Genomic DNA, 24,313 nt, shown 5'->3' on the forward strand with positions numbered 1-24,313 from the left:
GAACGCGTGGTGAACGAGAGGTCAGGCGGGCAGGGGGAGGACGACGCGGAACGTCGTGCCGTGGCCGGGCCGGCTGCGCGCCTCGATGCGGCCGCCGTGCGCCTCGACCAGCGCCGCCGCGATCGCCAGCCCCAGCCCGGTGCCGCCGCTGTCCCGTGAGCGGGCCGCGTCGGCCCGGTAGAACCGGTCGAAGACGTGCGGCAGGTGCCCGGCCTCGATCCCCGGGCCCGAGTCGCGCACCTCCACGACCACCGCCCGCCCGGCGACCTCCACCCCCGCACAGGCCACCGCGACCTCTTCACCGTCCGCGACGTCCGGTTCCGGTCGTTCGTCCACCAGGACGCGGACGGCCGTGCCCGGGGGCGTGTGGGCGACGGCGTTGCCGACCAGGTTGGTGACGACCTGGTGGAGGCGGTGCTCGTCGCCCAGGACCCGTACCGGGCGATCGCCCAGCAGCAGCTCGATCGGCCGTCCGGGATCGCGGGCCCGCGCCCCGTGCACCACGTCGCCCACGATGACGTGCAGGTCCACCTCCGTCACCTCCTGCGCCCGCGCCTCGTCCAGCCGCGCCAGCAGCAGCAGGTCCTCCACCAGCACGCCCATCCGCTCCGCCTCGCCCTCGATGCGGCTCAGGATGCGTGCCACGACCGGATCGGGCTCGCTCCTGCCGTGCCGGTACAGCTCCGCGAACCCCCGGATGGACGTCAGCGGCGTGCGCAGCTCGTGCGAGGCGTCGGCGAGGAAGTGGCGCAGCCGCTGCTCCGAGCGTTCGCGCTGGCGCAGGGCCTCGCCGAGGCGGCCCAGCATGACGTTCAGGGCGTGGCCGAGACGGCCGGTCTCGGTACGCGGGTCGCTGTCGGACACCCGCCGCTCCAGCTCACCCGCCGCGATCGCGGCCGCCGTACGCTCCATGCGGGTCAGCGGGCGCAGCCCCAGCCGTACGACCGCCAGCGCCACCGCCCCCAGCAGGACCAGCACCAGCGCGCCCGCCGCCGCCTCGATGAGCAGCAGTTGCCGCACGGTGCCGCGGTCCGGCTCCAGGGAGAGCGACACCGCGGCCCGGTTCCCGTCCGGCAGGCCCACCACGAGCGTGCGCCACTCGCCGCCGCCCGTCCTGGCCGGCACCGTGAAAGGCTCCGGGGGCGGGGCGGCCACCGCGCTCGCGGGGATGGCCGGGCCGTCGCCGGAGTCGGGCAGGCGGCGGAGGACCGTCCCCGACGGCGTGAAGAAGGTGACCCGGAACTGCGTGGGCAGCTCCACGTCGCGCCGGCGCGGCGGCGGCATCGGCACGCCCGGCGGCGGCCCCTTCGTGAACGTGCCGGCGAACTCCGTGAGCTGCGTGTCCACCCGCGCCAGCAGCGACCGGTCCAGCAGGAGCACCCCCGCCGCCGCGAACACGGCCAGCGCCGCCGCCGACAGGCCGAGCAGGGCGGCCAGCAGGCGGTGACGCAGCGGCCAGGCCCGCCCCAGAGGTCTCATGGACAACGTCATCGGTTCCGGTCCAGCAGGCTCTGGTCGCGTAGCGAGTAGCCGACCCCGCGCAACGTGTGGATCAGCGGCGGTCCCTCGACGTCGATCTTGCGCCGCAGATAGCTGATGTACGACTCGACGATGCGGCTGTCGGAGCCGAACCCGTCGTTCCACACGCGGTCGAGGATCTGCGACTTGCTGACCACCCGCTCCGCGTTGATCATCAGGTAGCGCAGCAGGCCGAACTCGGTCGGCGACAGGTGGATGTGCCGCCCCGCCCGCCGTACGACGTGGGACTCCTCGTCCAGCTCCAGGTCGGCGTACCGGAGCAGCCCGTCGTCGCCCTCCTCCCGGCGCGGCCCGGTACGCCGCAGGATGGCGCGGATGCGCAGCACCACCTCCTCCAGGCTGAACGGCTTGGTGACGTAGTCGTCGCCGCCCGCCGTCAGCCCGGCGATCCGGTCGGCCACCGTGTCACGCGCGGTCAGGAACAGCACCGGCGGGCCGTCCCCGTCCGGCCGCAGCCGCTGCGCCACCGCGAACCCGTCCAGATCGGGCAGCATCACGTCCAGGAGGATGAGGTCGGGGCGCTCACGGCCCACGGACTTCAGCGCCTGGGTGCCCGAGGCGGCCGTGCGCACCTGGAAGCCGTTCAGCTCCAGGGCGTCGAGCAGCAGCTCACGGATGTTGGGTTCGTCGTCCACCACGAGCACCACGGGGCCTGTGTCCATGATGCCTGTTCTACCGGGTCTACCTGAGAAAACGACGTGCGTCCCGGCCGGCGGCCGTGCCACACTGACCCGGACGTGATCAAGGAGGGGCGTTGACCGGCGAAGAGGTGCTGACCGGCGGGGGCGTCAACCACGTGGTCAGGGCCGGCGACACCGTCCGCCGGCCGGTGGGTCCCTGGACGCCGGCCGTGCACGCGCTGCTGCGGCACCTGGAGGCGGCCGGCTTCACCGGCGCGCCCCGGTGCCACGGGATCGACGATCAGGGGCGGGAGGTGCTCGGCTTCGTGCCGGGGGAGAGCGCCGGCTACCCGCTGCCGGACTGGGCCGGCTCCGACGACGTCCTGGTGGCGGTCGCGCGGCTGCTGCGCGAATACCACGACGCCACCGCCGGTTTTCCGGTGCCGCCGGACGCGACCTGGTATTTCCCGCCGGTCGAGCCCGCCGAGGTGATCTGTCACGGGGACGTGGCGACGTACAACTGCGTGTTCAGGGAAGGGCGGCCGGTGGCGTTCATCGACTTCGACACCGCGCACCCGGGGCCGCGGCTCTGGGACATGGCCTATGCCGCCTACCGGTTCGTGCCGCTGAGCGATCCCGCGCACGCGGACGCGCGGCCGGTGGCGGAGCAGGCGCGGCGGCTGCGGCTGTTCGCCGATGCCTACGGCCTCCGGCCCGCCGCTCGGGCGGCGCTGCCGGAGACCGCGCACGCCCGGCTGGAGCACCTGGTCCGGCACATGCGCGAGCAGGCCGCCCTGGGTCACCCGGCCTTCGCCGCCCACCTCGCCCGGGGGGACGATCGGCACTACCGCACGGACATGGACCACCTCACCCGGCACGCCTCCGACCTCACATGACGGGGTTACTTGCCGAAGCCCGCGGTCAGGCCGCTGAGGAGCTGGCGGCGGCCGACGACGTACAGGATCAGGATCGGCAGCGTGGTCAGCACGACGGAGGCCAGGACGGCGGGCACGTTGATGCTGTACTGCCCCTGGAACGACCACAACGCCAGCGGCAGCGTGCGCTTGTCCGGGCTCTGGGTGAGGATCAGCGGCAGCAGGAACCCGTTCCAGATCTGCAGCGAGTTGTACACCGTCACCGTCACCACGGCCGGCCGCGTCAGGGGGAACGCCAGCCGCCACAACGTCACCTGCTCGCTGGCCCCGTCGATCCGCATCGAGTCGAACAGTTCCTTCGGCACGTCCCTGATGAAGTTGGCCAGGATCAGCACCGACAGGGGGATGGCGAAGGCGATCGACGGCAGGATCAGCGCCATGAGCGTGTCGTACAGGCCGAGCTTGATGATGATCAGATAGATCGGGATCACCGTGGCCTGCAGCGGGATGGCCAGGCCCATCAGGAACAGCGAGTTCGTCCAGCGCAGGAACCGGGCCCGGCTGCGCACGATCGCGTACGCCGCCATGAAGCTGAACAGCACCGCGGGCACCACCGCGCCGAGCGTGGCGATGACGCTGTTGATGAAGTAGCGCGGGAAGTCCGACTCGATGACGAGCCGGTAGTTCAGCAGCGTCGGCTCGCCGGGCGGCGCGAGCGGGTTCTCGGCGTAGTAGTTGCTCTGCGACTTGAAGCTGGTGATGACGATCCAGTAGATCGGCACGATCACGATCACCAGCCAGAGCACGCTGGTCAGCCCCGCCACCCAGTTGGGGCGCTCGCTCGGCCGGCGGGCCGACCGGCGGTGGCGGGCGTCGGGCGGGGGCGCGGCGGCGCGCTGAGGGGCCTTGGTGGGGACGGTCGTCATGCGTCAGGCCCCTTCGAGCTGGCTGTGGCTGGCGTCCCGGCCGCCGAGCCGGCGCAGCAGCAGCGCCAGGACGAGGCCCACGAGGACGAGGATGACCGCGATCACGCTGGCCGGGCCCATGAGGTTGGCCTGGAAGCCGCGCTTGTACATGTCCAGGGCGAGCACCCGGGTGGTGTCGCCCGGGCCGCCCGCGGTCAGCACGAAGATCAGGTCGAAGAAGGTCAGCGAGCCGACGACCATGAGCGTCGAGGACGTGATGATCGTGTACTTGAGCTGCGGCAGCGTGATGCTGAAGAACTTGCGGACGCGGCCCGCGCCGTCGAGCTCCGCGGCCTCGTACATGGAGCGGGGGATCTGCCGTACGCCGCCCTGGTAGATCAGCGAGTGGAACGGGATGAACTGCCAGGACACCACGAAGATCACGACGCCGAAGGCGAGGACGGGGTCGCCCAGCCAGTCCTGGACGAGCAGCCGGATCTGCAGCCCGGCGCCGAGCCCGAAGTTCGGGTCGAGCAGCGCCTTGTACGTGATCGCGAGCGCGGCCGAGCTGAGCAGCAGCGGGATGAAGTAGAACACCGACAGGACCGCCCGGTAGCGCTGCTGACCGGCCAGGAACACGCCCATCAGGATGCTCGCCGGCGTCTGCACCGCCCAGGACAGCGCCATGACCAGGAACGTCACCCACAACGCGTGCGGCAGTTGCGGGTCGGCCAGCACGGCGCCCCAGTTCGCGACCCCGGCGAAGCCGATCGTGGGGGAGAGCCCGTCCCACGAGGAGAAGCTGAGGAACAGCACCCCGAGCAGCGGGATGACGCCGAAGCCGATGAAGACCACCAGCGCGGGGACGGCCAGCCAGCCGAGGGAACCACCCCGGCCCGCGCGGGCGGCGGGCCGGGAGGTGGTGGTGACCGCGCTCACTTGCCGATGACCGCGTTCATGGCCGTGGCGAACTGCTGGGGCGAGATCGACATCTGGAACAGCTTGGAGATGTTGTCCAGCAGGACCTCGGCGGCGGTCGGGCTGAGCGCCTGGTCCCAGGACTGCGCGAACGACTTGGCGTTGCTGGCGATGCCGTACACGAAGTTCAGGAACGCCGCGTCTTTGGAGGCGGCGAACTGGCTGTCGGCGCCCTTGACGATCGGCACCGCGCCGGTCTCGACCCACTCCTTGACGGCCTGGTCGCCCATCAGCTCGGTCGAGAAGAACTTCTTGGCGATCTCCTTCTGCTCGGGGGTCGCCTTGGAGGAGATCGACATGTACTGGCCGGGGTTGCCGACGGTGTTGCCGGGGTCGCCCTTGCCGCCGTCGATCGGCGGGAAGTTCATGTAGCCGAGGTTGCCGCCGGAGACGAAGTCGCCGCCGTCGGTGGACATGCTGCCGTAGGTCCAGCCGCCGTGCAGCATCATCGCGGCCTTGCCCGTGTACAGCAGCGCCTGGTCGGCGTTGGAGTCGGCGGTGATCGAGGAGAAGCCCTTGATGAACCCGTTGGCCTTGATCAGCTCCTGCATCTTGCCCAGGGCGTCGATGGCGACCGGGTTGCTCCAGGCGTCCTTCTCACCGTCGAACACGGCCTGGAACACCTCGGGCCCGCCGAGGCGGTCGAAGAGGAACTCCAGCCACATCATGTTCGTCCAGCGCGACTGCCCGCCGAGCGAGAACGGCGCGATGTTCTTCGCGTTGAACTTGGGCACCAGGTCCATGATGTCGCCCCACGTCTGGGGCGGCTCCGCGCCGATCTTGTCGAAGGCCCGCTTGTCGTAGTAGAGGACGATCGGCTGCATCGTCTCGCACGGCATCGCGTAGATCTTGCCGTCGATGGTGGCGGCGCCGAAGGAGGAGGGGAACAGCCTGTCCTTGAGGGCGGCGTTCTGGTCGAACCAGGAGGTCAGGTCGTCGACCTGACCGGCCTGCACGTAGCTGCGCAGCGTGCCGCCGCCCCAGCCCCAGATGAGGGTCGGCGCCTGGCCGGCCCCGATCGCCGTCTTGATCTTCGTCTTGTACGCGTCGTTCTGGAAGGTGGTCCCCGTGATCTTGCCGTTGGGGTTGGCCTTGTTGAACCGCTCGACGGTCCTGGTACGCACGCCCTCCTGCGGCTGCGTCGACAGGTACCAGTAGGTGGCGCCGCCGCCACCACCGCCGCCACCCGTGGCGCCGGTGCCGCCACCCGCCCCGGTCTGGGTGGGCCCCGTGCCGCCGCAGGCGGCGAGCGCGGCTCCGAGGGGAACGCCCATGGAGAGGCTGAGGAAGGTGCGGCGAGAGGTTTTCCTGGACTCCACGCTGATCTCCGTACTCGAGTGCCGCGGGCTGGGGGCGCGGCTCGTTGATCACTGGATGCGGTGGCACGACGGCCGTGGCACGGTGCTCACCCATGCCACTCGTCCACTCCTCCTAATGTCAGCTCGTCGAAACATTTTCGACATGACCGGAGGCTCGCCAATCTAGATTTAGGCAATACACGTGTCAAGACCTGGTCGGCGCGGAAGCCTCTGGATTTCCTGGAGCCCCCGTGTAAAGTACTTTCGCGCGCTTCTAGCTGCTGATCTGTCAAAGAGAAGGTGCTGCGCAGAGGTTGTCCATGGGTGTCGAAATATTTCGAAAGAGTTACGACATAACCGCACCTCTTTAAGGAGAGCAGTAGATGACGGCTCTAGATCGGACCCCGACGGACAGCGCCCTGAGCCCGTGGCGGAACCCGGCCCTGCCCGAGGCCGACCGAGTCGAAGCCCTCCTTGCCGAGATGACCCTGGAAGAGAAGGTCGGCCAGCTCGGCAGCCGGTGGATCGGCAACGACATGCAGGCGGCCGAGCCGGAGCCCGGGGCCGAGCCGCTGAACGTGGCGCCGATGCAGGACGTGTTCGCGGCGTCCGGGACGGTCCCGCTGGAGGAGGCGGCCCGGCACGGGCTCGGCCACCTGACGCGCGTGCACGGCAGCGCCCCCGTGACCCCGTCGGAGGGCGCGGCGGAGGTCGTCCGGCTGCAGCGGGCCGTGGTCGAGCGGTCCCGGCTCGGCATCCCCGCGATCGTCCACGAGGAGTGCCTGACCGGTTTCACCACCTATGGCGCGACCGTCTACCCGGCGGCCATCGCGTGGGCGGCCACGTTCGACCCCGGGCTGGTGGAGCGGATGGCCGCGGCCATCGGGGCGGACATGCGGGCCGTGGGCGTGCACCAGGGCTTGTCTCCGGTGCTCGACGTGGTGCGCGACTACCGGTGGGGGCGGGTCGAGGAGACGATGGGCGAGGACCCGTACCTCGTCGCGATGGTCGGCTCCGCCTACGTGCGCGGGCTGGAGAGCGCCGGGATCATCGCCACGCTCAAGCACTTCGCCGGCTACTCCGCCTCGCGGGCCGCCCGCAACCACGGCCCCGTGCCGATGGGCCGCCGCGAGCTGATGGACATGATCCTGCCGCCGTTCGAGACGGCCATCGCGGCGGGCGGCGCCCGGTCGGTCATGAACTCCTACTCCGACGTGGACGGCGTCCCGGCCGCGGCCGACCCGTGGCTGCTGACCGAGGTGCTGCGCGAGGAGTGGGGCTTCACCGGGACCGTCGTCTCCGACTACTGGTCCGTCCCGTTCCTGGCGACGATGCACCAGGTCGCCGCCGACACCGCCGAGGCGGGCGTGCGGGCGCTCACCGCCGGGGTCGACATCGAGCTGCCCGACACCCTCGGGTTCGGGCAGCACCTGGCCGAACGGGTGCGGCGCGGCGAGCTGCCGGAGAGCCTCATCGACCGGGCGGTACGCCGCCTGCTCACCCAGAAGGTACGGCTCGGCCTGCTCGATCCCGGCTGGACCCCGGAGGGCTCGGTCGCCGGGGCCGGCGGCGTGGACCTCGACTCGCCCGCCAACCGTTCCCTGGCGCGCGAGCTGGCCGAGCGGTCCATCGTTCTGCTCGACGCGGGCGGCGTGTTGCCGCTGCTCGCCGAGGGGCGTGCCGGGCCGCGCCGGGTCGCCGTCGTCGGGCCCGCCGCGCACGACCCCCGTACGTTCATGGGCTGCTACGCCTTCCCCAACCACGTCCTGCCCCGCCATCCCGGCCTCGGGCTCGGCGTCGAGGCGCCCACCGTCCTCGACGCGCTCCGCGCCGAGCTGCCCGAGGCCGAGCTGCGCTACGAGCGCGGCTGCGACGTGCGCGGCGATGACCGCTCCGGCTTCCCCGCCGCCCTGGCCGCCGCCCGCGAGGCCGACGTGTGCGTGGCCGTGGTGGGCGACCTGGCCGGCCTGTTCGGGCAGGGCACATCCGGCGAGGGCTGCGACGCCGAGGACCTGCGGCTGCCCGGCGCGCAGGCCGACCTGCTGGCCGAACTGGCCGCCACCGGGACGCCGGTCGTCGTGGTGGTCGTCTCCGGCCGCCCCTACGCGCTGGGCGACGTGCGCGCCGCCGCTCTCGTCCAGGCGTTCATGCCCGGCGAGGAGGGCGGCGCCGCGATCGCCGGCGTGCTGTCCGGCCGGGTCCAGCCCGGCGGCAGGCTGCCGGTGCAGATCCCCCGGGGGGCGGGCGGGCAGCCGGGCACGTACCTGCAGCCGCCGCTCGGCGCCGACAGTCACGGCATCAGCAACCTGGATCCGACGCCGCTGTTCCCGTTCGGGTACGGCGCCTCCTACACCTCCTTCGAGCTCTCCGGCTTCCAGATCAGCGACCCCGAGGTGCCCACCGACGGCGAGTTCACCGTCTCCGTCACCGTCCGCAACACCGGCGGCCGGGCCGGCGACGAGGTCGTCCAGCTCTACCTGCACGACCTCGTCGCCCAGGTCACCCGCCCGGTACGGCAGCTCGTCGGCTTCGCCCGGGTCCCTCTCGAACCCGGAGAGAGCAAGGACGTGCGCTTCCTGGTGCACACCGACAGGACCGCCTTCACCGGCCGCGACCTGCGCCGGATCGTCGAGCCCGGCGACGTCGAGGTGCTCGTGGGCACGTCCGCGGCCGACCTGCCCTGCCGCGGCGTCGTACGATTGACCGGCCCGTCGCGGCACGCCGGTCACGACCGGCGGCTCGTCACACCCGTGCACGTCGCCGCCGCGCGGCAAGGGGGTGCAGATGCCGGCCAGCCCTAGGCGCGCCACTCTGGCCACGGTCGCGGCCTCGGCGGGGGTGTCGGTCGCGACCGTCTCCAAGGTGCTCAACGGCCGCAGCGACGTCTCGCCGGCCACCCGCTCGCTGGTGCAGTCGCTGCTGCGGCAGCACGAGTACGTCGCCCCCACGCCGCGCCGCGAGCCCGCCGGGCTGGCCACCGTCGAGGTGCAGTTCGACTCCTACCTGAACGCCTACTCCACGGAGATCATCCAGGGCGCGGTGGCGGCCGGGGCCGAGGCCGGGGTGGGGATCGTGGTCAGCATGCGGAGGGGCGCCGACCGTACCACGGCGTGGGCCCGCGAGCTGGTCGCCTCCGGGCGGCGCGCGCTGATCGCCGTCACCAGCGAGCTCACCTCCGGGCAGCCGGCCGCGCTGTCCAGGGCGGGCCTGCCGCTGGTCCTCATCGACCCGCTCAACCTGCCGCGCACTCGCGTCACCAGCATCGGCTCCACCAACTTCGCCGGCGGCCTGGCCGCCACCCACCACCTGCTCGCCCTCGGGCACCGGCGCGTCGCCTACGTCGGCGGGCCGGCGACCGCGGCCTGCAACCAGGCCCGGCTGCACGGCTACCGCGCCGCCATGGAGGCCGACGGGGCGGCGGTGCTGCCGGGCTACGTACGCTCCGGGCACTTCCGCTATCGCGACGGGGTCGTGGGGGGCGCGGCCGTGCTCGACCTGCCGCGGGCGCCGACGGCCATCTTCGCGGGCAGTGACGAGATGGCGATCGGGATCATGGAGGCGGCGCGGGCGCGCGGGCTGCGCATTCCCGAGGACCTCAGCATCGTGGGCTTCGACGACACCCAGATCGCCCAGGTCACCTCGCCGCCGCTGACGACGGTCCGGCAGCCGTTGCGGGAGATGGGCGGGGTCGCGCTGCGCACGGCGCTGCGGCTGGCGGCCGGGGAGAAGATCGACTCCCATCACGTCGAACTCGCCACGGAACTGGTGGTACGCGGCTCAACCGCCCCCGTCCCGGCCACCCGAGCCTGACCGCCGTCGTCCCGGCCACCCGAGCCTGACCGCCGTCGTTTCGGTCACCCGAGCCCGACCCCCCGCGCCTGACCGCTCAGCCACCTCCGGCCATTGTGGTCACCTTGCTTCCCCACCTCTGGAAGTGACCCAGCGCCTCGGCCTCCTTGGCCGCCGCTTCCGGGGAGGTGGTGGCGCCGGTTTCCAGGGCGGTGGCCAGCAAGTCGAGGGCCTGGTGCTGGGCGCGCAGGAAGGCGATCCACTCCTGGTGCGCCGCCCGGGTCTCGGCGCCCTCCGGCCGGTACGCTTGCGCGTCGGCGAGCATCGCCCGCGCCTGGCTCACCGCCTCCGTCCGCATTCGTACGGCCCGGTCCGCAGACGGGGGAGTGGCCAGGATCGCGTTCCGGGCTGAACGCATCTCCTGGAGGCGGTCCAGGTAGGCGGGGACCCGCTCGTAGACGTAGCGGGCGGCCTCGGCTTTGGCGTCGGCCGCGGGCTCGGGAGTGATCGGCGGCGTCGGGACGACGGTGGGAAGGGCGTACCCGCCGGCCAGAGGCTCCCGCGCGGCGATCACCACGCCGGTGGCGGCCAGCCCCAGCCCCAGCGCTGCGACCACCCGCCGGACCGAATTCTTCGAGACACGCGCACCTCGTCGGACCGGGCCGAAACCCACTCGTCCCACCGAAGCCGAAAGCCGCCCGGCGACTCCCCCTCGGACCGGAACCGGAATCCGTGCGACGGCTTCCCCTCGGACCGGAGCCGGGACCTGTACGACGGCCCCACGTCGAACCCCCGGCTCCCGACTCCGGAACGGCAGAGCGGTGAACACCATGCACACGAACCCGATGACCAGCGGCGGAGGCAGAACCGCCAGCACAAAGGCGACCGTCAACCGGCCCCCGAACAGGCCGTTCACCGCCAGATACCCCACGCCCCCCACAAGCCCCGCCAACGGCCCGGCGAGCAGCCGTGCCCGTCGCGGCGCCGCCAGCGCGGCGGCCACCACGGCCGCCGCCACGATCCACAAGTACGTGAAGAAGCGCTGGATCCGAGCGGCATCGGTGTCCACCGGCCCCATGACGAGCCCGAACACCAGACAGACCAGCGCACTCACCACCCCGGCCACCATCGCCACCCCGAGCACCCCGCCAACGGGCCGGACCGGCCATGGGCTCGGCTCACCGGTTTCCAGCAGCCAGCGAGGCATGAGCACACCTCGGCGCCGGGAGACGACCAGACCCCAGGCGCTGACCAAGGCGAGCGCACCGATCGCAGCCAGGGCCGGCCAGGTGCCCGGCATGCTGGTGAACCACATCCGGGCCACCTCCCAGCCACCCTGGTCGAGGACGAGCTCAAGCTGACCGGCCAGCCACAGCACCACCCCGAACAACACCCAGTTCACGGCCAGCGCGATCACCCAGGAGGCGCGCCGCGACAGGGCGGGCGCGGCGTCGGCCCACAACTCCCCGAGCCCGGCAGACAGGACAGTCGCCCCGAACCCGGCCCACCCCACCACCAGAATCGTCCAGGACGGTTCGAGCCCCGTCTGCGGAAGCCCCACAACCTGCCCAACAACCAGCCCCACCGCCACACCACCCGCCACGCCACCGGCCATGCCGGCCGCCGCACTGCCCGCCGCGCCATCGGTCGCTTTGCCCGCTCCGCCACCCGCCGTTTCACCTGTGGTTCCGCCCGTTACCGGGTCTGGGCGGGGGCCGGTCGTGGGGGTGCGGGTGAGGAGGGTGGCGCGCCACAGGCCGAGGCCCACCGAGGACCCCAGGAGCAGGCCGACCGTCACGGCGGGGACGACCAGGGCGAGGTCGGTGCGGCTCGCCTCGCTGAACACCCAGGTCAATGCGCTGACCAGCTGAGGGATGATCAGCGCCGCGAGGAACCCGGCGGCCAGGCCGTCCAGCGCGGTGACGGAGACGGCCAGTTCCGGCCGTGCGAGCACCGCCCGGCGGCGGGCCGGCGACGGGTGGTAGGCCAGCGGCCGCCGGTACCACGTCACCCCGGCGCCGCGCATGCGCCCGACGATGCCCGCGAACGTCTCCGGGCCGCCGCCCGCCCGTGCCGCGCGCAGGTCGGCGTCGTGCTCGCGGGATCGCAGGAGCGCACTGGAGACCAGCAGCGCCGTCAGGCCGAGGAGCCCGATCCGGAGGAGGTAACCGGGCAGCAGGGTGCGGTCGTCCGACAGGGCGATGATCACCGCTGGTACGAGCAGGAGGGGCGCCAGGACGTACCCGATCGAGCGGGCCAGCCAGGCCAGGGTGACGTCGCCGTACGCGATGTGGGCGAGCTCGTGTCGTACCAGAGGGTCGAACAGCGTGCTGTCGCGCCAGCGCACGGCCGCCGCCTGCGGCAGCACGAGCCGGTAGCGGCCCGGGCGGCCGTAACTGTAGCCGTCGCGCAGCGCGGCCGTGCCCAGGAGCGCGACGGGAGGCCGCCGCAGCCCCGCCTCGGCCGCCAGCGTGGCGATCCGGCTCGCGGCCTCGGGCAGGATCGGCACGAGCGGTCGTAGCCGCCGCCTGCGCTGGATCACGACCGGTGCCAGAACGAGCAGGGCCACTCCCGCCACGCCCGCGCCCACGGCACCTGCCAGCCCGTACACCGCCCTGCGCTGCTCCAGCGAGGCCCGGCAGCGGGCGGCGAGCACCTGCCGGGCCAGCACCAGCTCATACGCCGGGTTCACCGCGGGACCACCTGGCGCCAGCGCCCGGCGCTCCTCAGGCGTGAGCACAGCCGCCCGCCGATCAGCCTCACTCTCACAGCGCAGGATCAGCGCGGGCCAGCCGGGGTGCACCCGATCGTGCAGCCAGCCACCCGCGAACGCACCCGCACTGAGCAGCGCGGCCAGCAGCAGCACGAACCGCGAGGTCGTCGGCGACGGGTACGCCAACGCGTCCAGCCTGCGCGGCGGCTCAGGCGGCTCGGCCGGCTCAGGACGGCCGGGCGGGCCGGGCCAGCCGGGCGGCTTGGGTGGCTTGGGCGGCTGCTGGGATGGCTCGGGTGGCCGCTCGGGCGGCTCGGTTGACCCGGGTGGCCTATGCGGTTTGCACGGCTCGCCCGGCATGGGCGTCCTGGCTGACTTGAGTCGCTCGGCTGGGCTGGGCGGTCTATGCGGCCTGAACGGCTCGGATGGCCTACGCGGCTTGGGCGCATTTGCTCCTGTTTTGGGCGCCCCCATGGTTCACCTGACCAGTCCGCCCACCACGGCGTCGGCGAGCAGGTTGGCCTGATCGTCGTCGAGCTTCACGCCCTGGGCCGCCTGGTAAGCGACCTCGCGTACCCGCCGCAACTGCTCCTCGCTCAGCTTCTCGCTCCGGGGGGCCGCCTCGGGCTCCTGGCGCCGGAAGAGCCGCCGGATCCGGGCCACCACATGTGTGGCCGACTCTTCGGCGACCGCCTCGACCAGGGTCGTCGCAAGGTACTGGACCACCGGGACGGCCACCGCCAGCGCGTACGGTGTCACCGTCAGCAGGTCGAGCCCGAACCCCACCGGCTCGTCCCGCCGCCCGGACCGTAGTGCCGCGCCCGGGTCGTGGAAGTAGTCGGCGGCGTTCTCCTTGAAGAGCACCAGTTCCTCCGGCGCTGCCCGCCCTACCACGACCTCGGCCAGTTCGGCCGCCAGTGTGTCCCGCGCGGCCGGTGTCAGTTGTGCGGCGGTGACCTCGTCGTCCACGGGCTCCCCTTTGAGGTGGTGCCACCCCCCGACGGCATGTCCCATAGGAAACCACCTGAGGCATGCCTGAGGCCAGGGCCAGTCACCGTCGCCCGCCGCACCCGCCGAAGTAGCCGCTCGCCATGTCCCTTTTCGCCGCGTCTCCGCTCGCGCCGCTCGCCGTGTCCCCGCACGCGGCGTTCCCGTGCCGCTCGTGCGACAGGGCTGAAGTCAGGCCCGGGAAGAGTGCAGCGCCGGCGCTGGTTGCAGATCAGCGTGGAGGAGCGTGAGGTCGTGGTCATCGGCGCGGGGCAGGCGGGGCTGTCCAGTGCGTACTTCCTGCGGCGGTTCGGGTACGAGCCGCTCGTACTGGATGCGGGGGAGGGCGCGGGAGGGGCGTGGCGGCATCGGTCGCCGTCGCTGACCATGGACAAGGTGCACGGCGTCTTCGACCTGCCGGGCGTGCACCGCCCGCCGGGCTCGGACGGGGACCGGCCCGCCGCCGAGGTCGTCCCGGAGTACTACGAGCATTACGAGCGCTCGGTGGGGCTGGACGTCCTGCGGCCGGCCCGGGTCACGGCGGTGCGGCGCGGGGTGGACGGCCGGTTGGTGGTGGAGTCGGACGCGGGGGAGTGGTCGGCCGGGGCCGTCGTCAACGCCACCGGTACGTGGACGCGCCCCCACTGGCCGTACTACCCGGGCGCGGCGGACTTCACCGGCCGGCAACTTCACTATGCCGGCTACCGGGGGCCGGAGGAGTTCGCCGGGCGGCGGGTGGTCGTGGTGGGCGGGGGCGCGTCGGCCATGCACGTCCTGTCCGAACTGGCGGGCGTCGCGGCCACGACCACCTGGGTCACCCGCCGCCCGCCCGTCTTCCGCCCCGACGACTTCGGCGAGACGGCCCGCCGGGAGGCCGTGGCTCTGGTGGAGCAGCGCGTCCGCGCCGGCCTGCCACCGCAGAGCGTGGTCAGCGTGACGGGCCTCGGCTACAGCCTGGTCGTCCGCGAGGCATTGGCCAAGGGCGCCCTGGTGCGGCTGCCGATGTTCGACCGCATCACGGAGAACGAGGTCATGTGGAACGAGAACAGCGGCGAGCTGGACAGGGGCACGCGGGGTGGAGGTGCGCCGGATGGCAATGTGTCGGCCGGGAGCGGGCCGGCCGCAGGCGGGTCTGCCGGGGGCAGGGCTGACGGGGATGTGCCGGGCAGGGGCGCGTGGGATGGTGGGCGGCATCTGGAGGTTGACACGATCATCTGGGCCACCGGCTTCCGATCGGCCCTGGACCACCTGGCCCCGCTCCGCCTCAGGGAACCGGGTGGCGGCATCCGGGTGGACGGTACGCGGGTGCTCAAGGAGCCCCGCCTGCAACTCGTCGGCTATGGCCCCTCGGCCAGCACCATCGGCGCCAACCGCGCCGGCCGTACAGCCGCCATGAACGTCCGCGCCCACCTCACCTCCGCCTCCTCCCGCCCCGCCGCCTGACCTGCACCCGAGACGATCGCGCCGTCCGAGGTGCCGATGCCCAAGGTCGGGTCGAAGGCCGGAGCGAGCCGTTGACCTGCGGTTTTGCCCGGAGGTCGCGTGCCAGGCCGTCGGCGCATGAGGAGCTGGGAGTGACGCGAGCCTACTATAAGAAGTAGTAACCATATCGAATACGACATGGGTGCGGTTACTCCTGTGAAGGGACTCGACACGGGGTGTGACGCCGGGTTAGCGTCCTGACATAAGGATCTTTATGCCGTCAGGAGGTCCCACCATGGAAGTTCCCGGTTACACCGAGATCCGGGAACTCGGACACGGCGGCACAGGGCGGGTGATGCTCGCCGTACGGGACTCCGACGGGCTGGCGGTCGCGATCAAGCACCTGTCCGAGCCCGTGCGCGCGGACGCCGACTTCGTCACCAGGTTCAGGGCGGAGGCCCTGGTCATCGGCGAGATCGACAGCCCGCACACCGCCCGCCTGCTCGACTACCGCGAAGGCGAAGACGACGCCGTCATCGTGATGGAGCTGGTCGACGGCGTGACGCTCAGGCGGCTGCTGGAGCACGAGGGCGCGACCGGCGCCGAGGCGGCGCTGGTGGTGCTGAAGGGAGCGCTGCTCGGCCTGGCCGAGGCACACCGGCACGGAGTCGTGCACCGCGACTTCAAGCCCGAGAACGTCATGATCACCCAGGAGGGCGACAGCAAGCTCGTCGACTTCGGCGTGGCGGCGCGGTTCGGGGAGGCGGCCATGCCGGCGGGTACGCCCGCGTACATGGCGCCCGAGCAGTGGGACGACGCCCCCGCCGGCCCCGCGACCGACGTCTACGCCGCGGCCCTGGTCTTCTACGAGTGCCTGACCGGCCACCGCCCCTTCCCCGGCGAGAACATGGCCGCCCTCGCCTACCAGCACCAGCACCTACCGGCCCCGATGGAGGACATCGAGCCGCCGCTGCGCCCGCTCGTCGAGCTCGGCCTGGCCAAGGACCCGGCGGAGCGGCCAGAATCGGCGCAGGCGTTCCTGGACGAGCTGGAGGACGTCGCGCGCACCGCGTACGGAGACGACTGGGAGCTGCGCGCGCGGACCGGGCTCGGCCTCCTGACCCTGCCGCTCGCCGCCCTGCTGCCGAGCCCGCAGCCGGTCGCGAACGGCGGCAACGCCACCAGCCTGTTCCACAGCTCGTTGTCGCCCGGCGGCAAACTCGCGGTGACGGGCGCACTCGTGCTGGCGACCGCGGCCGCCGTCGCGGCGGCGTTCGTGATCTGGAACGACTCCAACGGCCAGAGCCCCGGGATGGCCCTGCCCCCGGCCCCGTCGCTCACCGAACCCCCCGCCCAGCCGACGGCCGCCCGGCCCTCGGCCACCCCGTCCTCCTTACCCACAGGGGGCACGGCAACCCCGCCCATCACGTACGCGGGCCACCCGGTCACGCCGCGACCAGAGGACAGAGCGGTACCGGCCACGCGCGGCCCGGCGGCCCGCGAGCCGGCCCAGGAGCCGACGCGGGAGCCGACGCGGGAGCCGGCGCGGTCGAGCAGGCCGCAGCCGTCCTCCGACCGGCCTTCCACCACCAGCCGGCCCAAGAGCGACCCGCCCACCAAGCCGCCCGCCACGAGCAGCGCCCCCGCCCCCGAGCCGCCGCCCGCCAAAGAGCCGGCCAAGGAGCCCGCCAAGGAGCCCGGCCCGCTCGTCTCCGTCTCGGTCAGCGTCTCGGTCGGCCTGCCGTTGCTCGGCGGTGACGGCGACGGGCTGGTGGACGCCGACCTCGGTCTCGGCCTGGGCTCCAGCCTTCTGGGAATGGTGCTCGTGCCGGGATCCGCGCTGCTCGGACGGCACCTCGTGGCCCGCAGAACACGAAGGGGCAGAGATGACGAAAAGGCGTGAGTTGCGTACTCATACGTAACATCCCCTACTATCGTGCGTCGGATAGAGGGCGTCGCCCCGGCCTGAATACTTCATGACCGGAACCTGCCCTGCGTCTTGGGGTTAGGAGAAGCGTGGCGGTAGCGTCCTCCGCCGGGGCGAGGCGGGGCCTGGCCGCCGTACTCACCGTGGTGCTCCTGTGCGCGGCGGCGACGCCGGCGCAGGCCGAGCCGAAGCCGGTCAAGCAGCTCAAGAAGGAGCTGGCCGCGCTGCAGAAGGACTCGGACAAGCTCATCACCGACTACTACGGCAGCCGCGTCGCCCAGCAGAAGGCGGAGAAGGCCGAGAAGGCCGCCCGCGAGAAGCTGGCCGCCGCCCAGGCGGTCTACGACGAGAACTCCGCCGAGCTGCGCGCCATGGCCATCGCCAAGTACATCGGCGCCGAGCCGGGCGAGCTGGCCATGTTCGGAGGCGGCGGCGAGGACCCGTCGGCGCTGCTCGGCCGGATGGCGCTGGCCCAGCACCTCATCGATCTGCAGGACGCCAGGCTGCGCGGCTACGCCGCCGTCAGGAACGCCCACAAGCAGGCCAAGGACGAGGCCGTGGCCCGCGCCGACGAGCTCGGGCGGACGGTGGACGACCTCGAGAAGCGCAAGAAGAAGGCCGAGCTGCAGATCGAGAAGATCAAGGACAAGATCGACCAGCTCCACAAGGCGCCGGGGGTGCGGCGTTCCGACGGCACGTGGGTGCCGCAGTTGCCCGAGGGCTCGGACAACATCACCTCCAGGATGCGGCTGGTCAAGAACCTCATCCAGGAGCGCTTCGAGGTGCCGATGGGCATCGGGTGCTTCCGCGCCGTCCAGGACGGCGGCGAGCACCCCCTCGGCCGGGCCTGCGACTTCATGCTGAGCAGGGGCGGCGCGATGCCGTCGGGCCCCGAGCTCGTACGCGGCGAGCAGATCGTCGCCTGGGCGACCAAGAACGCCAAACGGCTCGGGATCATGTACGTGATCTACCGGCAGCGCATCTGGCACGCCAGGACGGGCTCATGGCGCACCATGTCCGATCGTGGCGGCACGACGGCCAACCACTACGACCATCCGCACATCTCGGTCTATTAGTCCTTGGCGAGGGCGGCCAGCAGCCGGTCCTCGGTGACCTCGGGGCCGGTGAGCTGGTCGGTGATGGCGCCGTCCCTGAGCACGACCACGGTGTCGCAGTTCTCGACCAGCTCGGCCACGTCCGAGGAGATGAGCAGGATGGCCAGCCCGTCCACGGCCAGCTCGTCGAGCAGCGCCTGCATCTCGACCTTGGTCGCCACGTCCACGCCCCGGGTCGGCTCGTCCAGCAGCAGCACCTTCGGATGCGTGGCCAGCCACCGCGCCAGCAGCACCTTCTGCTGGTTGCCGCCCGACAGCTCCCCGGCCGGCTGGCGCGGCGAGACCGCCTTGATGCCCAGCCGCCGCATGAACGTCGCCACGATGGCGTCCACCTGCGCGTCCGACACGATGCCCGCCCGCGACAGCCGGGGCAGGGCGGCCAGCGCGATGTTGTCGCGTACCGACAGCGTGGGCACGATGCCCTCGGTCTTCCTGTTCTCCGGCACCAGGCCGATCCCGGCGCGCACGGCGCTCCTGATCGACCACTTGCGGGCCGCCGCCCCGGCGACCGTCACCTGCCCGGCGTCCACCGGCAGCACGCCCGCGATGGCCCTGGCCGTCTCGCTGCGCCCGGCGCCGAGCAGCCCGCCCAGCCCGACGACCTCACCGGCCCGCATCGCCAGCGACACGCCGTCCAGCACGTGGTGGCGGGTCAGCCCCTTGGCCTCCAGCACGGGCACGTCGGCGGGCTCGTCCGGCTCGCCCTCCTGCGGCGCGGGCGGCGCGGGGTGGAAGGGCCGGCCCAGCATGAGCGAGACGAGCCGCAGCCGGTCGAGCCCGGCCAGCGGCCCCGTGTGCACGACGCGGCCCTCACGCAGCACCGTGACGCGGTCGCAGATCCCGTACAGCTCCTCCAGCCGGTGCGTCACGTAGATGACCGAGCGGCCCTGCTCGCGCAGCCTGGTCACGGCGCCGAACAGGGTCTCCAGCTCGGCGTGCTCCAGCGCCGACGTGGGCTCGTCCATGATGACCAGCCGGGCGTCCGCCGAGGCGGCCCTGGCCAGCGCGACGAGCTGGCGCGCGCCCTCGCCGAGCGACCCGAGCGGGCGGCGCACGTCCACTTCGAGTCCGTACGCGGCCAGCACCTCCTCGGCGCGGGCGTGCACCGCCGCCGCGTCGATCAGCCCCAGCCGCCCCCGGGGCTCCCGGCCCAGCAGCAGGTTCCTGGCCACGCTCATCGTCGGTACGAGGTTCGTCTCCTGATGGATCGTGGCGATCCCCGCCCGCTTGGCGTCGGCCGGCCCCGCGAACCGTACCGGCTCACCGAGCAGGCGCAGCTCGCCCGCGTCGGGCTGGTGAACGCCGGACAGCACCTTCACGAGGGTCGACTTGCCGGCTCCGTTGCCGCCGATCAGCGCGTGCACCTCGCCGGGACGCACGGACAGGGTGACGTGGTCGAGGGCGGTGACACCCTGGAACGACTTGAGAACGCCAGCCACCTGTAGCACGGTTGCCTCCGCCTCGATCGTGGTCGAATAAGGAAACATTCCAGTAACGGCATTGTCACATTCGATCAGAACCGGGCGGTCAGAAACTAGGCGACGTGCAGGCGCACTCCGCGCGCGCTCAGCTCGTCGAGCACGTCGCGCGGCGCGGAGTCGTCGGTGACCAGGTGGTCGATGCGGTCGGGGGCGACGGTCTGCACCATCGTGTCCACACCGATCTTGGTGTGGTCGGCCAGCACCACGACCTCCTCGGCCGCCGCGGCCAGCGCCCGGTCCACGCCGGCCACCTGCATGTTGGGCGTCGAGAGCCCGCGCTCGGCGGTCAGGCCGTTGCCCGAGATGAACGCCCTGCGTACGCGCAGCCCGGCCAGCGAGTGCTCGGCCGCGCTGCCCACCAGGGCCAGGATCGAGCCGCGCAAAGTGCCGCCGGTCAGCATCACCTCGATCCGCGGTGAGGCGGACAGCACCTGGGCGACCAGCAGCGAGTTGGTCACCACGGCCAGCTCGGCGTGTCTGGTCAGGCGGCGCGCGAACTCCTGCGTCGTGGTGCCGGGACCGACCACGATCGCGTCGCCGTCCTCGACGAGGGCGGCGGCCAGGTCGGCGATGGCGGCCTTCTCGGCCGACTCCAGGGAGACCTTGTGCGAGTAGCCCGCCTCGCGCGACAGCTCGCCGGGCAGGGTCGCGCCGCCGTGGTGGCGGTTGAGCAGGCCCTCCGACTCCAGCGCGCGCAGGTCGCGGCGGACGGTCACCTCGGAGGAGTGCACGGCCTGGGCGAGCTCGCGCAGCGACACCGCGCCGTTGGCGCGCACCAGCTCGAGGATGCGCTGCCGGCGTTCAGCGGCGAACACGGGCCTGCGTCCGTCGCTCTGCGTGTCGCTCACGTCCCGATCATAGTAGACGCGTCCGCACGAGTTCACCTCTGATCGAACGCGAACGATTTTGATCGGAAATCTTGACCGGCTCGGTCCGTCAGTGCTTACTTTGGAGCGTGTCAGGGTCAAAAGCTGTCCGAACCTGATCGGCGCGTTTCGAAAGGACCCCCCGTGCGTAAGCGCCTTGCGTTGCTGCTGGCCGTACTCATGTCCGTGTTATGGCAGATGCCCACACCCGTGTCCGCCGCCCCCGCTGAGCGGAACGGGCTGCGCGGCGACTACTACCTCGCCTCGGCGGCGGGCCGGTTCGACTTCGCCGAGCTCAAGGCGAGCATCATCGACCCGAACCTGGAGATGGCCGACCTGAACCCCACGTTCAAACTGCTGACCGGCAGGGAGGACGACGTCACGGTCCGCTGGACCGGGCAGATCACGGCCGAATATTCCGAGACCTACACCTTCTCCATCATCGGCGACAACGGCTTCCGCCTCTGGGTGGACGGCAGGCCGATCATCGACCACTGGGTCGACGACTGGGACCGCGAGCAGACCGGCACCCCGATCGCCCTGCAGGCCGGCCGCAAGTATGACGTCAAGGTCGAGTATTTCGAGCACTTCGGCGGCGCCAACCTGCGCCTGCGCTGGCAGAGCCCCAGCCAGCCGAAGGCCATCGTGCCCATGAGCGCGTTCACCGTCCCGGCCGGCTACCAGCCGGACGGCCCGTACGACGCCCGCCTGAACACCGCCGGCGACGTCGCCACGCTCACCTACGCCAAGCCGCTGGCCGCGCTGCCCGCGAACGCGGCGCAGAAACTGGGCGTCACGGTCGGCGCCGCCACCTGGCCGGTGACCTCCGCGACGCTGAAGAGCCCGGACACCGTGGAGCTCAAGCTCAAGTACCCGGTCCCGTCGAAGGCCGGCAGCACCGTGCGCACCTCCTACGACGGCAGCGGCGGCATCACCTACGCCGACGGCGCCCCGCTGGCCGCCTACCCCTTCGCGTACGTGGTCAACGCCTCCGCCTACATCCTGCGGACCCCGTGGGCCGACGAGATGAACCCGGCGAACCCACTGCCCGAGTACCCCAGGCCGCAGCTCGTCAGGGACCGCTGGCAGAGCCTCAACGGCACCTGGCAGTTCGCCCCGGCCAAGGCGGGCGAGGCCGTGCCGACCGGCCGTGACCTGCCCGAGCGGATCGTGGTGCCGTACCCGGTGGAGTCGCAGTTGTCCGGCATCGGCCGGCACGAGCAGCGCATGTGGTACCGCCGCACGTTCGACGTGCCGCCGGACTGGCGCGGCGAGCGCCTGCTGCTGCACCTCGACGCGGTCGACTGGCAGGCCGCCGTCTACGTCAACGGCAAGGAGGTCACCACCCACAAGGGCGGCTACGGCCGGATCAGCGTGGACGTGACCGGCGCGCTCAAGCGCGGCGCCCGCCAGGAGCTGGTCGTCGGCGTGTACGACCCCACCGACAACGGCGCCCAGGCCATCGGCAAGCAGCGGCTCAACCCGGGCGGCATCTGGTACACCTCGGTCTCCGGCATCTGGCAGACCGTCTGGATCGAGCCGGTCGAGGCGGCCCGCATCGACCGCGTCGACACCACGCCCGACGTCAAGGGCGAGGCCCTGTACGTCACCGTCCAGGGCACGGGCGGCACCGCCACCGTGATCGCCAGGGACGGCGACACCGGCAGGGACGTGGTCGGCAAGGTCACCGGACCCGTCGGCCAGAAGCTGCGCCTGCCCGTGCCCGACCCCAGGCTGTGGTCCCCCGACGACCCCCACCTGTACGACCTGGAGGTCAAGGTCGGCAAGGACGAGGTGAAGTCGTACTTCGGGATGCGCTCCATCGAGGTCTCCGACAACCGGATGCTGCTCAACGGCAAGCCGGTCTTCCAGATCGGCCCGCTCGACCAGGGCTTCTGGCCCGACGGCATCTACACGCCGCCGACCGACGAGGCCCTGCGCTACGACCTGGAGCAGACCAAGGCCCTCGGCTTCAACGCCGTCCGCAAGCACGTCAAGGTCGAGTCCGACCGCTGGTACCACCACGCCGACAAGCTGGGCCTGCTGGTCTGGCAGGACATGCCGTCGGCCTTCCGCACCAGCGACAGGCCGCAGTTCGAGGCCGAGCTGCGCGAGCTGGTCGACCAGCACCGGAGCAGCCCGTCGATCGTCATGTGGGTGCCGTTCAACGAGGGCTGGGGCCAGTACGACCAGGCGCGCGTCGCCGACCTGGTCAAGAGCTGGGACCCCTCCCGCCTGGTGAACAACATGAGCGGCATCAACTGCTGCGGGGCCGTGGACGGCGGCAACGGCGACGTCAAGGACTTCCACATCTACCCGGGCCCGGGCAACCCCGGCAAGCCGGTCGGCACCAGGGCGAACGTGATCGGCGAGTACGGCGGCCTGGCCCTGCCGGTGGTCGGCCACACCTGGTCCGGCGGCGGCTGGGGCTACGCGGTCGAGCCCGACCCGGCGGCCCTCACCAACCGCTACGTGAACATGGTCAAGGAGCTGGAACGCCTGCACGCCTGTGAAGGGCTCAGCGCCGCGATCTACACCCAGACCACCGACGTCGAGACCGAGATCAACGGCCTCATGACGTACGACCGGGCGATCACCAAGCCGGACGTCAAGCGCGTCCACGACGCCCACAAGGCGCTGACGAGCGCGATCAACCCCACCTGCAGCTGATCACTCGGGCGCCCGGGCCCCGCGGCCCGGGCGCCGCGCCTGATAGGAAAGGAACCGCCATGACCCCCCATGTTCGAACTGCCGCCTTGGCGCTGGCCGTGCTGCTCACCGCGTCGGCCTGCGCGAAGGCCGAGGAGCCGCAGACCGCGCCCGCCGCCGCGAGCACGGCCGGGCGGCAGGTCGTCCAGAGCCCGTCCGGCACCGCCGGCCCGACCTGCACGCTGCAGCAGTTCGGCGGCACGAAGTTCGACCTCAAGACCGCCACGGTCGGCTTCTCCCAGTCGGAGAAGGAGGCCAACCCGTTCCGCATCGCCGAGACCAAGTCCATCAAGGACGAGGCCGCCAAGCTGGGCATCACGAACCTCAAGGTCACCAACGCCCAGTCGCAGTTCTCCAAGCAGATCACCGACGTCCAGCAGCTCATCGCGCAGGGCGTCCGGCTCCTGGTGATCGCGCCGCTCAACTCCGACGGCTGGGAGCCCGTGCTGCAGCAGGCCGCCGCCAAGAAGATCCCGATCATCACGGTGGACCGGAAGATCAACGCCAGGGCGTGCAGCGACTATCTGACGTTCATCGGCTCGGACTTCTACGAGCAGGGCAAGCGCGCCGCCGACCGCATGATCGACGCGGTCTCCGGCAAGGGCAAGGTCGCCATCCTGCTCGGCGCGCCCGGCAACAACGTCACCACCGAGCGCACCAACGGCTTCAAGGACCGCGTCAAGGAGAAGGCCCCCGGGATCACGATCTCCTTCGAGCAGACCGGTGAGTTCGCCCGCGAGAAGGGCCAGCAGGTCACCGAGCAGCTCATCCAGTCCAACCCCGACATCAACGGCATCTACGCCGAGAACGACGAGATGGCGCTGGGCGCGGTCACCGCGCTGAAGGGCGCCGGCAAGGAGCCCGGCACGATCAAGATCGTGTCGGTGGACGGCACCCGCAGCGCCGTCCAGGGCATCGCCGACGGCTGGCTGCACGCGGTCATCGAGTCGAACCCGCGCTTCGGCCCGCTCGCCTTCGAGACCGCCCAGAAGTTCCTGGACGGCCAGTCCATCCCGGACAAGGTGATCATCTCCGACCGCGACTACGACACGAGCAACGCCAAGAGCTCCCTCGGTGAGGCGTACTGAG

The 24,313-nt window shown here is 71.8% G+C and carries 17 protein-coding genes; 8 read left to right on the forward strand and 9 right to left on the reverse strand.

The annotated features are described in order from the left end of the window. Positions 1-21 precede the first annotated feature (21 nt). Both C4V41_RS33180 and C4V41_RS33185 read right to left on the reverse strand, forming a co-directional pair. Positions 22-1,479 carry a sensor histidine kinase gene (locus C4V41_RS33180; RefSeq protein WP_103959894.1) on the reverse strand — a complete coding sequence of 486 codons (1,458 nt, stop codon included), beginning with the start codon at positions 1,477-1,479 and terminating at the stop codon, positions 22-24. Between the two features lie 8 nt (positions 1,480-1,487). Then, entirely contained in the window at positions 1,488-2,201 is a 714-nt protein-coding gene (locus tag C4V41_RS33185; protein ID WP_103959895.1) for a response regulator transcription factor, read from the reverse strand. Between the two features lie 92 nt (positions 2,202-2,293). On the opposite strand from C4V41_RS33185, the gene C4V41_RS33190 reads away from it, so the two are divergent. Next, complete coding sequence (locus C4V41_RS33190) at positions 2,294-3,055, forward strand: phosphotransferase (RefSeq protein WP_200824391.1); 762 nt, start codon at positions 2,294-2,296, stop codon at positions 3,053-3,055. Positions 3,056-3,060: 5 nt separating this feature from the next. Here the strand turns inward: C4V41_RS33190 and C4V41_RS33195 are convergent, their stop codons facing one another. The 3 genes from C4V41_RS33195 to C4V41_RS33205 are packed head-to-tail and all read right to left on the reverse strand — an operon-like array spanning position 3,061 to position 6,236. Next, entirely contained in the window at positions 3,061-3,960 is a 900-nt protein-coding gene (locus tag C4V41_RS33195) for a carbohydrate ABC transporter permease (RefSeq protein WP_103959896.1), read from the reverse strand. Positions 3,961-3,963: 3 nt separating this feature from the next. Further along, complete coding sequence (locus tag C4V41_RS33200) at positions 3,964-4,878, reverse strand: carbohydrate ABC transporter permease (RefSeq protein WP_103959897.1); 915 nt, start codon at positions 4,876-4,878, stop codon at positions 3,964-3,966. Further along, the gene (locus tag C4V41_RS33205; RefSeq protein WP_235030518.1) at positions 4,875-6,236 is read right to left on the reverse strand and encodes an extracellular solute-binding protein; all 1,362 of its coding nucleotides are present in this window, start codon (positions 6,234-6,236) and stop codon (positions 4,875-4,877) included. Before C4V41_RS33205 ends, C4V41_RS33200 begins: the two co-directional genes overlap by 4 nt. A gap of 362 nt (positions 6,237-6,598) precedes the next feature. On the opposite strand from C4V41_RS33205, the gene C4V41_RS33215 reads away from it, so the two are divergent. Together C4V41_RS33215 and C4V41_RS33220 are read left to right on the forward strand one after the other, a co-directional pair. Further along, entirely contained in the window at positions 6,599-9,016 is a 2,418-nt protein-coding gene (locus C4V41_RS33215) for a beta-xylosidase/alpha-l-arabinosidase (RefSeq protein WP_103959900.1), read from the forward strand. Then, positions 9,000-10,025 carry a LacI family DNA-binding transcriptional regulator gene (locus C4V41_RS33220; protein WP_103959901.1) on the forward strand — a complete coding sequence of 342 codons (1,026 nt, stop codon included), beginning with the start codon at positions 9,000-9,002 and terminating at the stop codon, positions 10,023-10,025. Before C4V41_RS33215 ends, C4V41_RS33220 begins: the two co-directional genes overlap by 17 nt. 76 nt (positions 10,026-10,101) lie before the next feature. Here C4V41_RS33220 and C4V41_RS33225 read toward each other — a convergent pair whose 3' ends face one another. Together C4V41_RS33225 and C4V41_RS33230 are read right to left on the reverse strand one after the other, a co-directional pair. Beyond that, positions 10,102-12,903: a hypothetical protein gene (locus tag C4V41_RS33225; RefSeq protein WP_103959902.1), complete on the reverse strand. Its 2,802-nt coding sequence runs from the start codon at positions 12,901-12,903 to the stop codon at positions 10,102-10,104. A 291-nt stretch (positions 12,904-13,194) separates the two neighbouring features. Further along, positions 13,195-13,686, reverse strand: coding sequence for a hypothetical protein (locus tag C4V41_RS33230; RefSeq protein WP_103959903.1), 492 nt, complete (start codon positions 13,684-13,686; stop codon positions 13,195-13,197). Positions 13,687-13,941: 255 nt separating this feature from the next. Between C4V41_RS33230 and C4V41_RS63275 the strand changes: the two genes are divergently transcribed. From C4V41_RS63275 to C4V41_RS33245, 3 genes are all read left to right on the forward strand, one after another. After that, positions 13,942-15,147 (forward strand): NAD(P)-binding domain-containing protein, encoded by a 1,206-nt coding sequence (locus C4V41_RS63275; protein WP_235030519.1) that lies wholly within the window; start codon positions 13,942-13,944, stop codon positions 15,145-15,147. Between the two features lie 274 nt (positions 15,148-15,421). Then, positions 15,422-17,029: a serine/threonine-protein kinase gene (locus C4V41_RS33240; RefSeq protein WP_103959905.1), complete on the forward strand. Its 1,608-nt coding sequence runs from the start codon at positions 15,422-15,424 to the stop codon at positions 17,027-17,029. Positions 17,030-17,142: 113 nt separating this feature from the next. Then, entirely contained in the window at positions 17,143-18,129 is a 987-nt protein-coding gene (locus C4V41_RS33245; RefSeq protein WP_103959906.1) for a coiled-coil domain-containing protein, read from the forward strand. Here the strand turns inward: C4V41_RS33245 and C4V41_RS33250 are convergent. Beyond that, positions 18,126-19,607 (reverse strand): sugar ABC transporter ATP-binding protein, encoded by a 1,482-nt coding sequence (locus C4V41_RS33250; RefSeq protein WP_235030520.1) that lies wholly within the window; start codon positions 19,605-19,607, stop codon positions 18,126-18,128. The genes C4V41_RS33245 and C4V41_RS33250 overlap by 4 nt on opposite strands. A 95-nt stretch (positions 19,608-19,702) precedes the next feature. Continuing rightward, on the reverse strand, positions 19,703-20,497 hold the full coding sequence (locus C4V41_RS33255) for a DeoR/GlpR family DNA-binding transcription regulator (RefSeq protein ID WP_200824392.1): 795 nt from the start codon (positions 20,495-20,497) through the stop codon (positions 19,703-19,705). Between the two features lie 162 nt (positions 20,498-20,659). Between C4V41_RS33255 and C4V41_RS33260 the strand changes: the two genes are divergently transcribed. Both C4V41_RS33260 and C4V41_RS33265 read left to right on the forward strand, forming a co-directional pair. Next, positions 20,660-23,185 carry a PA14 domain-containing protein gene (locus tag C4V41_RS33260; RefSeq protein ID WP_200824393.1) on the forward strand — a complete coding sequence of 842 codons (2,526 nt, stop codon included), beginning with the start codon at positions 20,660-20,662 and terminating at the stop codon, positions 23,183-23,185. Between the two features lie 59 nt (positions 23,186-23,244). Beyond that, on the forward strand, positions 23,245-24,312 hold the full coding sequence (locus C4V41_RS33265; protein ID WP_103959908.1) for an ABC transporter substrate-binding protein: 1,068 nt from the start codon (positions 23,245-23,247) through the stop codon (positions 24,310-24,312). Position 24,313: the final 1 nt, after the last annotated feature.

Source organism: Nonomuraea solani (assembly GCF_900108335.1).
Taxonomy (GTDB): domain Bacteria; phylum Actinomycetota; class Actinomycetes; order Streptosporangiales; family Streptosporangiaceae; genus Nonomuraea; species Nonomuraea solani.

Bases quoted from the DNA above. Each gene is read 5' to 3' on its own strand.
- C4V41_RS33220 (WP_103959901.1), top strand. From the start codon at position 9,000: ATGCCGGCCAGCCCTAGGCGCGCCACTCTGGCCACGGTCGCGGCCTCG.
- C4V41_RS33240 (WP_103959905.1), top strand. From the start codon at position 15,422: ATGGAAGTTCCCGGTTACACCGAGATCCGGGAACTCGGACACGGCGGC.
- C4V41_RS33185 (WP_103959895.1), bottom strand. From the start codon at position 2,201: ATGGACACAGGCCCCGTGGTGCTCGTGGTGGACGACGAACCCAACATC.
- C4V41_RS33195 (WP_103959896.1), bottom strand. From the start codon at position 3,960: ATGACGACCGTCCCCACCAAGGCCCCTCAGCGCGCCGCCGCGCCCCCG.
- C4V41_RS33180 (WP_103959894.1), bottom strand. From the start codon at position 1,479: ATGAGACCTCTGGGGCGGGCCTGGCCGCTGCGTCACCGCCTGCTGGCC.
- C4V41_RS33265 (WP_103959908.1), top strand. From the start codon at position 23,245: ATGACCCCCCATGTTCGAACTGCCGCCTTGGCGCTGGCCGTGCTGCTC.
- C4V41_RS33215 (WP_103959900.1), top strand. From the start codon at position 6,599: ATGACGGCTCTAGATCGGACCCCGACGGACAGCGCCCTGAGCCCGTGG.